This is a genomic window from Brevundimonas sp. EU05-FHT14B07 (assembly GCF_058790795.1).
In genome coordinates this window covers 86244-101501 of sequence record NZ_JBYTCZ010000004.1, presented here as the reverse complement: position 1 = coordinate 101501, position 15258 = coordinate 86244, and the positions used below count along the sequence as shown (strand labels likewise).

General features: G+C 67.5%; 15 protein-coding genes. 8 read left to right on the top strand and 7 right to left on the bottom strand.

The window, feature by feature from the left end; all coding sequences use genetic code 11:
- Positions 1-19 precede the first annotated feature (19 nt).
- From AC3WRC_RS10885 to AC3WRC_RS10865, 5 genes are all read left to right on the top strand, one after another.
- Entirely contained in the window at positions 20-214 is a 195-nt protein-coding gene (locus tag AC3WRC_RS10885) for a Trm112 family protein (protein WP_055754657.1), read from the top strand.
- A gap of 203 nt (positions 215-417) precedes the next feature.
- Entirely contained in the window at positions 418-1371 is a 954-nt protein-coding gene (gene gshB, locus AC3WRC_RS10880) for a glutathione synthase (protein WP_492303854.1), read from the top strand.
- Between the two features lie 60 nt (positions 1372-1431).
- On the top strand, positions 1432-3048 hold the full coding sequence (locus AC3WRC_RS10875; protein WP_492303853.1) for a YifB family Mg chelatase-like AAA ATPase: 1617 nt from the start codon (positions 1432-1434) through the stop codon (positions 3046-3048).
- A gap of 70 nt (positions 3049-3118) precedes the next feature.
- Entirely contained in the window at positions 3119-4657 is a 1539-nt protein-coding gene (locus AC3WRC_RS10870; RefSeq protein ID WP_492303852.1) for a response regulator, read from the top strand.
- A 43-nt stretch (positions 4658-4700) separates the two neighbouring features.
- Entirely contained in the window at positions 4701-6467 is a 1767-nt protein-coding gene (locus AC3WRC_RS10865) for an AmpG family muropeptide MFS transporter (protein ID WP_492303851.1), read from the top strand.
- 4 nt (positions 6468-6471) lie between these two features.
- Here AC3WRC_RS10865 and AC3WRC_RS10860 read toward each other — a convergent pair whose 3' ends face one another.
- Positions 6472-6903 (bottom strand): YidB family protein, encoded by a 432-nt coding sequence (locus AC3WRC_RS10860; RefSeq protein ID WP_492303850.1) that lies wholly within the window; start codon positions 6901-6903, stop codon positions 6472-6474.
- Between the two features lie 66 nt (positions 6904-6969).
- On the bottom strand, positions 6970-7107 hold the full coding sequence (locus AC3WRC_RS10855; RefSeq protein ID WP_039247129.1) for an entericidin A/B family lipoprotein: 138 nt from the start codon (positions 7105-7107) through the stop codon (positions 6970-6972).
- 189 nt (positions 7108-7296) lie between these two features.
- Here AC3WRC_RS10855 and AC3WRC_RS10850 point away from each other — a divergent pair, with 189 nt between their 5' ends.
- From AC3WRC_RS10850 to rplS, 3 genes are all read left to right on the top strand, one after another.
- Positions 7297-9132 carry a DUF885 domain-containing protein gene (locus AC3WRC_RS10850; protein WP_492303849.1) on the top strand — a complete coding sequence of 612 codons (1836 nt, stop codon included), beginning with the start codon at positions 7297-7299 and terminating at the stop codon, positions 9130-9132.
- Positions 9133-9344: 212 nt separating this feature from the next.
- Complete coding sequence (gene trmD / locus AC3WRC_RS10845; RefSeq protein ID WP_316409002.1) at positions 9345-10070, top strand: tRNA (guanosine(37)-N1)-methyltransferase TrmD; 726 nt, start codon at positions 9345-9347, stop codon at positions 10068-10070.
- Between the two features lies 1 nt (position 10071).
- Positions 10072-10494 (top strand): 50S ribosomal protein L19, encoded by a 423-nt coding sequence (gene rplS, locus AC3WRC_RS10840; RefSeq protein WP_017505017.1) that lies wholly within the window; start codon positions 10072-10074, stop codon positions 10492-10494.
- Between the two features lie 74 nt (positions 10495-10568).
- Here the strand turns inward: rplS and AC3WRC_RS10835 are convergent, their stop codons facing one another.
- The 5 genes from AC3WRC_RS10835 to AC3WRC_RS10815 form a co-directional block, all read right to left on the bottom strand.
- Positions 10569-11054 (bottom strand): PA2169 family four-helix-bundle protein, encoded by a 486-nt coding sequence (locus AC3WRC_RS10835; RefSeq protein WP_039247171.1) that lies wholly within the window; start codon positions 11052-11054, stop codon positions 10569-10571.
- Between the two features lie 73 nt (positions 11055-11127).
- Positions 11128-11925 carry a tryptophan 2,3-dioxygenase gene (locus AC3WRC_RS10830; protein WP_492303848.1) on the bottom strand — a complete coding sequence of 266 codons (798 nt, stop codon included), beginning with the start codon at positions 11923-11925 and terminating at the stop codon, positions 11128-11130.
- Positions 11926-11974: 49 nt separating this feature from the next.
- A complete protein-coding gene (locus AC3WRC_RS10825) occupies positions 11975-12505 on the bottom strand; it encodes a CHAP domain-containing protein (protein ID WP_055754667.1) in 531 nt (176 codons plus the stop codon).
- Positions 12506-12539: 34 nt separating this feature from the next.
- Entirely contained in the window at positions 12540-13694 is a 1155-nt protein-coding gene (locus AC3WRC_RS10820; RefSeq protein ID WP_492303847.1) for an acyltransferase family protein, read from the bottom strand.
- Positions 13695-13759: 65 nt separating this feature from the next.
- Entirely contained in the window at positions 13760-15238 is a 1479-nt protein-coding gene (locus AC3WRC_RS10815; RefSeq protein WP_492303846.1) for a carotenoid oxygenase family protein, read from the bottom strand.
- Positions 15239-15258: the final 20 nt, after the last annotated feature.

The window sequence follows — 15258 nt, the reverse complement described above, 5'->3', positions numbered from 1 at the left end:
ACGCTTTCAGGAACCCGCCATGAGTGACGCCTTCAACACCCCGGTCTCGGTCGATCCCCGCCTTCTGGAGGTGCTGGTCTGCCCCGTCACGCGCGGCAAGCTGACCTATGACCGCGACGCCAACGAGTTGATCTCGGCGGGCGCCAAACTGGCCTATCCGATCCGCGAGGGCGTGCCGATCATGCTGGCCGAAGAAGCGCGTCAGTTGGACTGATTTCATACTCCGCTCATCCCCGCGAAAGCGGGGACCCAGCGCTTTGGGCGATAAGGCGTGTCCGATGGATGCCCTTGATCGATCCAATGCGCTGACGGGCGAAAGAACTGGGTCCCCGCTTTCGCGGGGATGAGCGGATGGGGTTGCGGTGGAGCTTCTTCGCTCCCATTCCATTCGTGCCTGCCAAAGCAAGGAAAGCCTCGATGCTTAAAGTCGCCATTCAGATGAACCCGATCGAGGCCGTCGACATCGCCGGGGACACCACCTTCCTGATGGCCGAGACGGCCCAGGCGCGCGGTCACAAACAGTGGGTCTATGACTTCCGCACCCTGGCGCTGGAAGAGGGCCGCCTCTACTGCCGCGCGCGCCCGATCACCGTGCGGCGCGAGGTCGGCAACCATGTCGACTTCGGCGACTGGGAAAAGCTGGATCTGGCCGAGGACGTGGACGTGATCCTGATGCGCCAGGATCCGCCGTTCGACATGGCCTATGTGACGGCCACCTATCTGCTGGAGACGGTGCATCCCCGGACCCTGGTGGTCAACGACCCGGCCCAGGTGCGGTCGGCCCCCGAAAAGCTGATGGTCACCGCCTTCCCCGGCCTGCAACCGCCGACCCTGATCTCGGCCGACCCCGTCGCCCTGGACGCCTTTCACAAGAAGCATGGCGAGGTGGTCCTGAAGCCCCTGCATGGCAACGGCGGCTCGGGCGTCATCAAGCTGCGCGCCGACGACCCCAACCTGGACGCCCTCATCGAGATCCATGCCGCCGGCAGCCGCGATCCGCTGGTGATCCAGAAATTCATTCCCGCCGTGTCCAAGGGCGACAAGCGCATCCTGCTGATCGACGGCGAGCCCGTCGGCGCCATCAACCGTGTCCCGGCGGCAGGCGCGGTGCGCTCGAACCTGCATGTCGGCGGCACGGCCATGCCGGTCGAGCTGACGCCGCGCGACCGGGAAATCTGCGCCGCCATCGGCCCGACGCTGAGGGAACGCGGCCTGATCTTCGTCGGCATAGACGTGATCGGCGACTATCTGACCGAGATCAACGTCACCTCCCCCACCGGCGCCCAGCAGCTGAAGGCCTTCACCGGCATCGACGCCACAGCCCTGATGTGGGACACCATCGAAGCCAAACGCGCTGCACAGGTTGCGTGATCACCACTTGAATTAGATTTCAGTTCATGGTTCGTTCTCCCACTCAGGTGGGAGAACGACATGGTCGCGCGGGTTGTCACGGTCGCCTTTGACGGGGTGGAAGCCCGGCGCGTGGACGTCGAGGTCCAGTTGATCGGCAATGACGGGCCGACCATCTTCAACATCGTGGGCCTGCCGGATAAGGCGGTGGCCGAAAGCAAGGAGCGGGTGCGCGGGGCCTTCGCCGGCATCGGTCTGGCCCTGCCCGCCAAACGGATCATCGCCAATCTGGCGCCGGCCGACCTGCCCAAGGAGGGCAGCCATTTCGACCTGCCCATCGCCCTGGCCCTGATGGCGGCCATGGGGGTGATCGCGCCCGATGCGCTTGACGGCTGGGCCGCCATCGGCGAGCTGGGGCTGGACGGCCAGATCGCGCGGGTCGGCGGCGCCCTGCCCGCCGCCGTCGCCGCCGACGCGATGGGCTTGGGTCTGATCTGCCCCGAGACGACGGGACCGGAGGCGGCCTGGGCCGGCGGCGCCCGCATCCTCGCGCCGCGCTCTCTGATCAGCCTGGTCAACCATTTCAAGGGAACCCAGGTTCTGCGCGCGCCCGAGCCCGGACCGCTGGCGGACGGCAAGGCTGTGCCCGACCTGCGCGAGGTCAAGGGTCAGGAAAGCGCCAAGCGCGCGCTGGAGATCGCGGCGGCCGGCGGCCACAACCTGCTCTTCATCGGCCCGCCGGGGTCGGGAAAGTCGATGATGGCGCAGCGCCTGCCCGGCCTCTTGCCGCCCCTGACCCCGCAGGAGTTGCTGGAGACCTCGATGGTCTGGTCGGTCGCCGGCCTGATCGAACGCGGCGCCCTGACCCGCGATCGCCCGTTCCGCAGCCCGCACCATTCCGCCTCGATGGCGGCCCTGACCGGCGGCGGTCTGCGCGCCAAGCCGGGCGAGGCGTCGCTGGCGCACAATGGCGTGCTGTTCCTGGACGAGCTGCCGGAATACTCGGCCCAAGCCCTGGACTCGCTGCGGGCGCCGCTGGAGACGGGCGAAATCGTCGTCGCCCGCGCCAACGCCCACATTCGCTATCCCGCGCGGTTCCAGTTGGTGGCGGCGATGAATCCGTGTCGCTGCGGCATGGGCGGGGCCGGACGCGGGGCATGCGGCAAGGCTCCGCGTTGCCAGCGCGACTATCAGAACCGCGTCTCGGGTCCGATGTTCGACCGTATCGACCTGACGGTGGAGACGCCGCCGGTCACCGCCGCCGACATGGCCCTGCCCCCGCCCGCCGAGGGCACGGCCGAAGCCCGGGCGCGCGTCGCGACCGCCCGCGCCATGCAGGAGAACCGGGTGCGCGAGGCCGGGCTGGACGCCGCCCAAGGCCTGAACGCCCGCGCCTCCGGCGGCACGCTGGATCGGTTCGCCACGCCGGACGAGGCGGGGCGGATGCTGCTGATGCGGGCGGGCGAGGCCGGCGGCCTGACCGCGCGCGGCTGGACCCGCACCTTGCGCCTGGCGCGCACCATCGCCGACCTCGACGGCAGCACCGGCGTTCTGCGTCGCCACATCGCCGAGGCCCTGATCTACCGCCGCACCACCATCGGCGCCGAAGCCGACTTCGACCGCCGCGTGGCGCAGCGCCATGAAGGGTTCGGCCTGCGCGAGGGCGACGACGAGCAGACTCCCTTCCTGCACGCGTGACGCGCCCGCGTCATGGTGGAGACATCCTTAACCGTCGACCTTTAGGCTCCGTGTCGTTGGGGAGACGGCCATGACGCGACGGACGGCGACGAAGCGGATTGAGGAGCGGGCGAGCACGCCTATCGACCCAGCCCAGCAGTTCCTGCGGCTGATGAGCCACGAGATGCGCACGCCGCTGAACGGCGTCATCGGCATGATCAACCTCTTGCAACGGACCCGGCTGGACGGCGCCCAGCGCGCCTATGCCGAAAACGCGCGTCAGTCGGCCGAACATCTGCTGGGTCTGGTCAACGATCTCTTGGACTATGCGCGGCTGGAGGCCGGGGCGCTGGAGTTCGACCTGGCGCCGGTCGATCTGGAAGGGCTGGTGCGCGGCGTCGCCGAACTTCTCAGCCCGCGCGCCCACGACAAGGGCCTGGAGATCGTCTGGTCGGTGGCCGCCGACGCGCCCGATGTCCTGGCCGACGAGGGCCGGCTGCGTCAGGTTTTGTTCAACCTCGCCGGCAACGCCGTGAAGTTCACCGAGACCGGCGGCGTGCGGATCACAGTCGAACGCGCCGGCGGCAGCGCGGCCCGCCCGCGCCTGGCCTTCCTGGTCGACGACACCGGGCCGGGCGTCGCGCCCGAGGCCCGCGCGCGCATTTTCGAGGAGTTCGGGCATGCCGATTCCTCCGACGCCGTGCGGCATGACGGCGCCGGCCTGGGGCTGGCGGTCGTGCGCAAACTGGCCGCCGCCATGGAGGGCTCGGTGCGGGTCGAGGACCGGCCCGACGGCGCCACATCCGGCAGGGGCGCCCGCTTCCGCTTCGAGGCTGCCTTCGCCGCCGTCGCCGTGGCGCGGGACAAGCCGCTGCGAAATCATAAGGTCTCGGTGCGCTCGCCCGACCCCTTCGTCCAGTCCGCCGCCAGCGCCCAGATCGAGGCCTCTGGCGGCACGATCGCCGACCAGGCGCCGGTGACCCTGATCGATCACGCCGGCGCCTCGACGGGAAGCCTGGCCGCCCTGCCCGCCACCGGCCGTGGAATCGTCCTTCTGAAACCGTCGGAGCGCGATCTGATCGCGCGGTATCGGTCCGCCGGCTTCCACGGCTATCTGATCAAGCCCCTGCGTCGCGCCTCCCTGGCCGAACGGGTCCTGGCGGCCATCGGCGCCGAGACGGGCGACAGAAGCGCCGCTCCCGTCGCGGCCCATGTCGAAGACGACCGCGTCGCCCCCGTGCAGTTCGCAGGCATTCGCGTCCTGCTGGCCGAGGACAATCCCGTCGGCGCGCTTCTGGCCCGCACCCTGTTGCGCCGCGAGGGCTGCACCGTCGAGACGGCCGCCACCGGCGATGAAGCCGTCGCGGCGCTGAAACGCGCGCGATACGACGTGGTCTTTATGGACATGCGGATGCCCGGCATGGACGGCCCCGCCGCCGCCCGCGCCATCCGCGCGGCCGGCGACACGACGCCGATCCTGGCCCTGACCGCCAACGCCTTCGCCGAGGACCGACGCGCCTGTCTGGAAGCCGGCATGGACGACCATATTGTCAAGCCGCTGGACGCCGAAGCCCTGCGCGCCGCCCTCGCCCGCTGGACGAAGCGCGACATCCGCGCCAAGGTCGGCTGAGTTACAGGCGCCCGCGTTTCCGGCCGCCGCGCCGGAGCCGTGCATGACCGACCAAGCCCATCCCCCCGCCAACGGCAAGCCCGCCGGCCGTTTCGGCGGCCTCGCCGTCTATGGCGAGCGGCGCGTCTTCATCATGCTGTTGCTGGGCTTTTCGGCGGGCCTGCCGAACCTGCTGATCTTCGACACCTTGTCCGCCTGGCTTCGCGAGAGCGGCCAGACGCTCGAAGTGATCGGCTTCTTCGCCTTGGCCACCCTGTCCTATTCGCTGAAGTTCGTCTGGGCGCCGCTGATCGACCGGACGTCCGTGCCTGGACTGACGCGGCTGTTGGGTCATCGCCGCGCCTGGATGCTGGTGACGCAGGCCGTGATCGTGTTCGGCCTGTGGTCGATCTCGACGCTGAACCCCGCCAACGCCCTGATCGCGGTGGCTGGATTCGCCGCCCTGGTCGGCTTCTTCGGGGCGACGCAGGACATCGTCATCGACGCCTGGAGGATCGAGGCCGCCGACGACAGCCGGCATGGCGCCATGGCCGCCGCTTATCAGATGGGCTACCGGGTCGCCATGATCGTCGCGGGCGCCGTGCCGCTGGTCTTGGCTGATCTTTATAACTGGAACCTGTCCTACGCCGTGATGGCCGCTCTGATGGGCTTTGGCATCGCCGGCGTTCTGTTCGCCCCGCGTGAAAAGGCCCATTCCATCCGCGCCATCCCGGTCGGTGACGTGCCGTCTCGCCCTGGCTTCGAGGTGATCGAATGGATCGTGCGCCTGGCCGTCATCGGTGTGGCGGCGATGGTGCTGGGGTCAGGCCTGACCGGCCAGTCGGGCCCGCTGAATGCGATGTTTGGACTGTTCGGCGTGGGCGCGGAAGGCAAGGCGGCGGTGGCGTCGGCCCTCTCGGCCAAGCCCGAGGGCGTCTATCTGCAGGTTGGCCTGGTCTTCCTTGGCCTGGCGGTGATGGTGCTGGCGTGTTGGCCCGTGCCTGGCGTGAAGACCCGACCTGGCGCCTATCTGGCAGGGTCGTTCGGCGAACCCGTGGTGGACTTTTACAAGCGGTTCGCGGGGGTCGCCACGCTGATCCTGGCGCTGATCTGCGTCTATCGCCTGGCCGATTTCGTGCTGAACATCATGAACCCCTTCTATCTGGATCTTGGGTTCTCCAAGACGGAACTGGCCGAGGTGCGAAAGGTGTTTGGCGTGGTCATGACCACCCTGGGCGTCTTCGTCGGCGGCTGGTCGGTAGCCAAGCTGGGCCTGATCCGCACCATGGTGATCGGCGCCTTCATGAGCCCGGTGTCGAACCTGGTCTTCGCTTGGCTGGCGACCCAGGGCCCCAGCATCCCGGCCCTGACCGTCGCCATCGGGGTGGATAACGTCGCCACCGGCTACGCCGGCACCGCCCTGATCGCCTATATGTCCAGCCTGACGTCGATTGGCTTCACCGCGACGCAGTACGCCCTGTTCAGTTCGCTCTATGCGCTCCCGGGCAAGCTGATCGCATCGCAGTCTGGCCGGATCGTCGAGGCGTCGGCGCGGGCTGCGGAGGGGACAGGACCGTTCGCGGGTTTGCGGGCGCTGTTCGCGCGATTGCCCGAAGGGTCCTTGGCGGCGGGAGCGGCGACGAGCGGCGTGACGCCGGCGGCGCTGGGCGCGGGCTACGTCGTCTTCTTCCTCTATTCGACGATCATCGGCGTGTTCGCCATCGTCTTGGCCTTCATCGTGGCCAGCAAGCAAACCGCCTTGCAGGCGCGCCAGAAGGCCGCGTTGGAAGGAGATGCTGCGATCGCGGCGACCGAAGGCCAGCCGTCCTGAGGCTTCAGCGCTTCAGAAAACCGCCGATCATGTCGCCCAGGCCACCCGGCAGTTTGCCAAGCAGGTCGTCGGCGCCGTCGATCTGACCGCCGGGGGTCAAGCGGTCGATGGCTTCGGGCAGAAGACCGGCCAGGGTCTCGCCAGCCTGTTCGGGGGTCACGCCCATCTTGGCGGCGATGTCGGCGATGGGGCCGTGGCCGAGGACGGCCGTGATCTGCTCAGGCGAGATGTTGGCGTTCGGACCCGTGTCGACCCAGGAGCCGATCACATCACCCAGGCCCGCCTGACCAAACTTCTCGGCCAGTCCGCCGACCCCGCCCTGACCCTTGAGCAGGTCGCTCAGACTGCCTGCGGCGTCGTCGCCGAGACCCTTCGCCACATTGTCCAGAAAGCCCATCGCCGTCTCCCGAATGATGGCGCACCGTAACATCGTCATGCGACGGATACGAGAAAGGCCCGCCGGGGTCCGGCGGGCCTTTCCAACATCGGCTTTCGAAAAGCCTTAGTTCTTGGCGTCGTTCGCGCCTTGCGTGACGGCCGAACCGGCGGCCGAGACGTCGCGACCGGCGCCGGCGATGGTGTTGCAGGCCGACACGGCCAGAGCGGCGGCGACGATGGACAGGGTGATGATCTTGCGCATGGTGTGAACCCTTGTTGGTATGGTCAAGTTTCGTCGAAACGCCGACCCTGAACTTGGGTTGCATCAAGCGACGCCGTATCGAAAATTTTGCTTTCAACGTGTCGGATCGCCGCAACGGCGGCGGCATTGATCGCTTGCGCCGCGCGCACGCGGCCCCGAAGGTGCGCCCTGGTTCACGAGGGGTTATTCATGCGTCGTCTTCTGATCTCGTCCGCCGCCATGATGGCGGTACTGTCCGCCGCGCCCGCGCTGGCGCAAACCTCCGTCCCCGCACAGACAGCCGCGGCCGAAAGCGAGGACGCGCGGCTGAACGCCTTCTTTGAGCAGGCCTTCCAGGCGCGGATCGCGCTGAGCCCGCAGCAAATGACCTCGCTGGGCATCAAGACCGACTACGACAAGCTGGACGATGTGTCGGACGCCGCCGCCGACCGCGCCCTGGCGCTTCAGGAGGCGCAGCTGGCGCAGATGAAGGCCCAGTTCGATCCGCAGAAGCTGGGGCCGCAGGCGGCGCTGTCTTGGCGGATGTTCGAATATGGCGTCCAGCAGACGCGACTGTCGAACCAGTGGCGCGACTGGGGCTTTCAGTTCGCCGCCAACGGCAATCCGACCACCAGCCTGCCGGTCTTTCTGATCAACAACCACCGGGTCTCCGGCGTGGCCGACGCCGAGGCCTATGTCGCGCGGATCAAGGCCGCCGAGACGCAGATGGATCAGGTGGCCGAGGAACTGCGTCAGCGCGCGGCGGCGGGCGTCGTCTCGCCGCGCTTCGTCTTCGCCCCATCCATCGCCAACACCCGCAACGTCGTCACCGGCGCGCCGTTCGACGATGGCGCGGACAATCCGGTCTGGGCCGACTTCAACAAAAAGGTCGCGGCGCTGGAGACGGATCAGGCGACGAAGGACCGGCTGCTGGCGGAAGGCCGCGCGGCCCTGACCGGACCCTACAAGGCCGGGTTCGAGACCGTTCTGACGGCGCTGGCCGAGGTGCAGCCCAAGGCTGACAGCGACGCGGGCGTGTGGCGCCTGCCGCAGGGCGAGGCCTATTACAACGCCCGGCTCCAGCTCTCGACGACCACTGACCTGACCGCCGACCAGATCCATGAGATCGGTCTGGCCGAGGTTGCCCGCATCCAGGCCGAGATGGAGACCATCAAGACCCAGGTCGGCTTTACCGGCTCGCTGCAGGCGTTCTTCACCGTCCTGAAGACGGATCCACGGTTCCAGTATCCGAATACGCCCGAGGGCAAGGAGCAGTATCTGACCGACGCGCGCGGCTTCATCGCCCAGGTGATGGCGGCGGCGCCGCAATGGTTCTCGACCCTGCCCAAGGCGGCGCTGGAGGTGCGGGCGGTGGAGCCGTTCCGCGAGGCGACGGCTTCGATCGCCTTCTACAACTCGCCGGCGCCGGACGGATCGCGGCCGGGCATCTACTACGTCAATCTGTCGGACATGACCCAGGTGCTGAAGCCCCAGATCGAGGGCATCAGCTATCATGAGGGCGCGCCGGGCCACCATTTCCAGATCGCCTATGCGCAGGAGATCGAGGGCCTGCCGCGTTTCCGCCGGTTCGGCGGCTACGGCGCCTATGCGGAAGGGTGGGGACTGTACGCCGAACAGTTGGGCAAGGAGATGGGCTTCTATCAGGACCCCTATTCCGACTTCGGCCGCCTCTCGACCGAGCTGTGGCGCGCGGTGCGTCTGGTGACCGACACCGGCCTGCACGCCAAGCGCTGGAGCCGCGAGCAGGCGATGGACTATTTCCGCCAGAACTCCCTGCTGTCCGAGCGCGACATAGAAAAGGAGGTCGAGCGCTACATCACCAACCCCGGCCAGGCGACCAGCTACAAGATCGGCGAGCTGAAGATCGAGGAACTGCGCGACCGGGCTAGGACGGCGTTGGGCGACCGGTTCGACATCAAGGACTTCCACGCCGTGGTCCTGGGTTCCGGCTCCGTGCCGCTCGACGTGCTGGAGGACCAGGTAGATGGCTGGATCGCGGCGGGCGGCGGGGCGCCGGCGGCCTAAACGACTCTCCCTCCCCGCTCCGGGGAGGGATGTCGCGAAGCGACAGGGTGGGGGCGGCCCGGCAGGGGCGCACTTGCTGATGCCGGAAGGATTGCCGAGAACGCGCCTTGCCCTCCCCACCCGGCTTCGCCGCGCTCAGCCACCCTCCCCGGAGCGGGGAGGGAGAGGTGTGGAGTCGGTTTTTTCCGACTTTATGTGTATGAGCCGCCGCCATGCCCTTTACCGCAACCGTCCTGACCATGTTTCCCGAGGCCTTTCCGGGCCCGCTCGGGGTGTCGCTGATCGGCACGGCCTGGCGCGAGAAGGGCTTGTGGAGCCTGGAAACGGTTGACATTCGCGCCTTTTCCACAGATACGCGCGGCTTCCTGGACGACACCCCTGCGGGTGGCGGCCCCGGAGCTGTGCTGAAGGCGGACGTGGTGGCCCGGGCGGTGGATAGCCTGCCGGGACCGAAACGGCCGCTTTTGTACATGAGCGCCAGGGGTCGACCCCTGACCCAGGCGCGCGTCAAGGAATGGGCGAAAGCCGACGGGATCGTCGTGCTGTGCGGCCGTTTCGAGGGGGTGGATCAGCGGGTGCTGGACGCACGCGGGTTCGAGGAGGTCTCGGTCGGAGACGCGGTTCTCGCCGGCGGCGAGGCGGCGGCGATGGTCGCGATCGAGGCGTGCGTAAGACTGATCCCCGGCGTGCTCGGCTCAGGCGACAGCCTGTGGTCCGAAAGCTTCGAGGATGGGCTTCTGGAACACCCGCAGTACACGCGACCGCGGACGTTCGAGGGGCTTGAGATACCCGAGGTGCTGCTGTCGGGCGATCACAAGAAGATCGCGGGATGGCGCGAGGCGCAGCGGGAGACGACTACGCGGGAGCGGCGGCCGGACCTCTGGCAGGCGCATCTCGCCAACTCACAGCTAAAGGGCGCAAAGCCCGAGGAGAAATGACATGAACATCGTTCAACAGCTGGACGCCGAAGAAAAAGCCCGCGTCCTGGGCGAACGCAAAATCCCGGAATTCCAGCCCGGCGACACCCTGCGCGTCAACGTGAAGATCAAGGAAGGCGAGCGCGAACGCGTTCAGGCCTTCGAAGGCGTCTGCATCGCCCGCGACGGCGGCGGCATCAGCGAAACCTTCACGGTCCGCAAGATCTCGTTCGGTGAAGGCGTCGAGCGCCGCTTCCCCATCCTGTCGCCGAACATCGAGTCGATCGAAGTGAAGCGCCGCGGCGTCGTGCGTCGCGCCAAGCTCTATTACCTGCGCGATCGTCGCGGCAAGTCGGCCCGTATCGCCGAGCGCCAGACGGTTCGTCCCGCCAAGGGCGTCGTCGTTCCGGAGACCGGTTCGGCCGCCAAGACCGAAGAAGCCTAGTTTCAGGTAGATGATCAAATGACAAAGGCCCTGGCGGTGACGCCGGGGCCTTTTTCTATTCCGTCAGTTCGGGATTACTGCGGGAACAAGGGATTGGCCGCGTCACGCTGGCCTTCGAGACTGTGTTTCAGGGCTTCCATCTGCTCATGCTCGGTCTTCACCGCAGCATAGGCGCGCCGGATCGTCTCGCGCGTGGTGGCGGAAATGCCGGTGTCTTCCAGCGCCTTTTCATATTTGTTGGCGATGAACCCCTCGCCCGAGTTGATCGAGCCGACGACGGAATCGTCGTTACGTAGCAGGGCGTGTTTCACATCCAGAAACGCACGGTGCGCCTTGGCCAGAATCGATCCATCGGACTCCGGATCGCCGCCCAGACCGCGCACGGCGGCCGACAGGTCATCGACGACCTGCTGGCGTTCGCTGCTGCGGCGCTCGAACAGGGTGCGGTAGTGCGGGTCTTGCGTCTGTTCGGCGGCTTCACGATAGCCGTCCGCGCTGTCCAGCGTCGTTTCGATCAGGCCGTTCAGAACCTTGATGTCGTGGGCGTTGGGGTTGCTCATCTCGTCCATTCCTTCCGCTGTTGCGGTCAAACGGCGAAATGGTCCGGCGCGGCGAAGGTTGCCGCCTGCGACATCAAAGTTTGGTGCGAAGCGACCACAGCTCGGGGAAGCAGCGCTTGGTCAGGGTCGAGGCCAGATAGGCCGCGCCTTCGGTTCCGCCCGTGCCGCGACGCCGACCGATGATGCGTTCGACCGTGACGACATGCTTGTGCCGCCAGGTCAGCAGGGCGTCGTCCAGATCGACCAGCTTCTCGGCCAGCTGATAAAGGACCCACCACCGTTCCGTGTCGCGATAGACCTCCAGCCAGGCCGCCTCGACGGCTTCGGACGGCTCATAGGGCTTGGTCACGTCGCGGTTCAGCACCTCGGCGGGCACCGGCAGACCGGCCTTGGCCAGTTGGGCCAGGGCGTCATCGTAAAGGCTGGGCGCAGCGATGGCGGCCTGAAGCGCGGCCAGTGCCTCGGGGCGGTCTTCGTGGAACTTCAGGAAGCTGGCGTCCTTCAGGCCCAGCATGGCTTCAAAACGTCGGAACTGGTCGCTCTGGAAGCCGGACGATGACCCCAACGACCGTCGGAACCGCAGATAGTCCGACGGCGTCATCGTCGACAGAATGTCCCAACTGTGGGTCATCACCGCCTGGATGCGGGAGACACGCGCCAGGCTCTTGTAGGCCGGGACCAGGTCGCCCGCGCGCACCATCGACTGGGCCAGGGCCGTCTCATGCAGGATCTGCTTGAGCCACAGTTCCTTGGTCTGATGGATGACGACGAACAGCATCTCGTCGTGCTGGTCCGACAGCGGGTGCTGGGTCGAAAGCAGGTCGTCCAACGCCAGATAGCCGGCGTAGGTGATGTCGCTGGATTGGGTCATGCCCGCCTATCGCCCGCGATGGCGGGCGGTGCAAGCTTGGCGCCGGTCCTTAATGCTGGCCTTGGGCCGAGACGTTGGCGGCGATCTGACGGCCGGCGTCGAAGGCGTCGCGGGCGCCTTTGTAGATGAAGCCGTAGGTCGGATAGACCGTCGTGCCCAGATCGTTGATCGGATTGTACCAGACCTTGACCTGCGACCAGTCGTTGGAGGGCGAGACGTCGACGACGGTGACGTTCTCTTCGACCTTGCCGCGGCTGCCGCCCCAGTTGGCGTGGGTCACGCGCACCACGCGGTCGGTCAGGATGTCGGAGACGACGGCGACGTGGCCACGGCTCATGCGGCCCTCGGGGCGGAAGACCAGAACCGAGCCGGTTTCCGGGGCCTTGCCGGTGCGGAAGTTGGCGGCGGCTTGGCGCCACCAGGTCCAGGCGTCGCCGAAGATGTTGATGCCAGAGAACATGCGCGCGAAGGTCACGCACTGCCAGTAGGGCTCATCAGCCTTTGCGGTGGAGGGGACGGCGCCCAGCGCAAAAAAACCGAGGGTCGCCGCAACCGCGGCGGCTTTGAGCCGTTTCGTCATGCTGGGGTATCCCGACCCGCCTTGGAAGCGCCCTTTAGGCCACGGGATCACGCCCTGTCGCAAGTTGTTTCGGCATATCGCCGTGCTTCATATTTCCTTCTGAAACCTTGTTGTGACGCTTGGCGCGCTTGTCGGCCATGTCTCTCAGAGCCTTACGCGCCGGGCGTTCGACGAGATGATAGGAGACGGCCGCGACAACCGGCAGAAGGGCCAGGATCGCCAACCACACGAAAATTTGAAGCTGCTTGTCGGGCGCGTCGAACAGTTTGGCGGCCAGACCGACCGCCAGAAGCTTCCACGGCACACAGACCATATAGACCGAATAGCTGATCTCGCCGAGGTAGACCGCAGGCTTTGACGCCAGCCATCCGGCGCGCGCGTTGGGCAGCGAGGCCAGCGACAGGATCAGGGCGCCGGCCAGCAGAACCGTGACGCCGTCCCATAGTCCGAGCGCGGCGCTGAGCACCATCAGGCCGAACGAGACGGCGGCGCACATCCACGGCGCCTTCAACGGCGCGCGGCGATAAACGAGATAGAGAGCGCAGCCCAAGGCGAAGCACGGCACGATCCTCAGCGCGCCCCAGCGGATCGTCGCCTCGGTCAAGGCGAACCCGGCCAATTGCTCGAACGCGAAATAGAGGATGACGAGGAAGGCTGCGGCCCCGACCACCGCCGCGATCGGCCGATGACGCATGCGCCAGAAGACGAAGGCGAACAGCGGGAAGCAGAGGTAGGCGAACCACTCCGCAGAGATGGACCAGGACGGATGGTTCCAGCCCGCGACCGGCGCCAGCCCCCAGGCGTGGACCATGAAGAGGTTGGCGGGCAGCGACGCCCAGCTCAGCACATTGGCGTCCACGCTCATGCCGGCGAAAAGGGCGGCCGCCGCCAGCAGCCCCACGCCGATCAGCGTGGCGATATGCAGCGGATAGACACGCGCGATCCGCGCCCACAGGAAGCCGCGATACGAGAACCGCTTTTCGCCCGCCGCCGCCAGATAGACGTGGCTGAGGATGAAGCCGGACAGGACGAAGAACAGCTCGACCCCCAAGTAGCCCTTGGAGACCAAGCCCGACTGGCCGGCGCCCGCCAGGTTTTCCCAGAAGCTGTAGACGGCGACCCACATGGCGGCGCCGAAGCGCAGGGCGGTGATGGGGCGAAGATCGGCGGGCGTCTGGACGGGGGTCATGGTCTCACCTTGGCACGTCAGCCTTTTCGAACCGTGAAGGCCCGCAAAGGTTGTGCCCACCCTAACTATCCGGCCCAGACGCCATGGAAGCCGGCCGGCAGGGCCACGTCCGCCTGCCAGGTCGCGACCGGGCCGTTCTCGATCCGCGCCACGTCGAAGACGTGCAGTTCCGTCCGCCCATCCTTCAGATTGACCGACGGTCCGACCAGCCAGGCGTCCCGTTCCGCCGTCGCGCCAGGCTTGGGCACGAAGACCGCCTCCTCGACCACCTGATGCACGCCGAATTCAAAGGCGTGCGAGCGACCGCTGTCCCAGTCGTGGACCGCCAGTCCCGTCGGCAGGGGCCGGCCGCGAGTCTCGCCGGAGGTATGGGCGGTCAGGCTGCGCTTCAGTCCTGCACGACGCGGGTCCGCTTTCGGGAATTCGCCGACGACATCGCTGTAGGTCATGTCGGCGCGACCATCCGGCCGCAGGGTGATCAGCGCCAGTTTCGCCGGATCGCCCGGAACGACCCCATGCCCGTCCACCAGAACCCGCGCGCCATCGACCGCGAAGCGCGGATCGCCGCTGGCCGCGACATCGAAGCGGATCGTGCCGTCGCGCTCGGCCCAGGCGTCGCCCAGGTGGAAGTGGAAGAAGCCCGGCAACTCATAAAGGCGGCGCTTCGACAGGTCGTCCTTGTCCAGCACAAGGACCTGCGTCCCCATCTCGGGTCGCCAGGTCAGGCCTGCGGTCACCGGCATGGCGTGGGTCGCGAACACCCAAGGCTGGAGCACCAAGATCACGTGCCGGGCGGTGGCGGTGAAGTCGTGCATATAGCTGGCGCGCGGCAGGGGCACGACCTGCGCGTCGCTCAGGCTGCGATCCGGGCGCAGATGCCAGATGACGGCCTGACCGCCCGCCGACCCAACGTTCCAGATCGAGCCGTCGGGGGCGTAGCGCGGATGGGCCTGGAACGGCATGCCTTTCAAATCATCGCGCAGGGTGACGAAGTTGCCCGTCGACAGGTCCGACGCCGACAGGGCCAGCGGCGATCCCGCCTCCCACAGCGCCCAGACCTGATCGCCGGCGACCATGACGGCGGTGTTGGCCGCGTTGGCGTCGTCGTTCGAGCCAATGCGGGCGCGGTCGTCGCCCTTGGTGCCGAAGCCCGGCGTGACCACGGCGCCCAATTCCGTTTCGGTGCGGCGCTTGGGCGTGTCGGCGAACCGCGCCTCCAGCGTCGCCTGGCCGTCCTGGATGCGGAAGGCGCGCATCATGCCGTCGCCGTCAAACCAGTGAGTCGCCGACCCGCCTGGCCGCCGGAACTTGGCCGGTCCGTTGCGATACAACGCGCCCTGCAACCCCGCCGGCGCCCGGCCGTGGACCAGGCGCATCGTTTGGCGCGCGATGTCGCCTTCGACGTCCTGGGTCGCCAGCGCCCAGTCGGCCTTCGTCGCGGCGACGGCGTCTAGGGCCGCGGCGGCGCGCACCATCTCGGGCGTAGCGACCGCGGCCGAGAGGGCGGCGGCGCCCATCAGGAAAGAACGGCGTGAGGGGGTCATGATCGAGCTCCGGCTTTCGT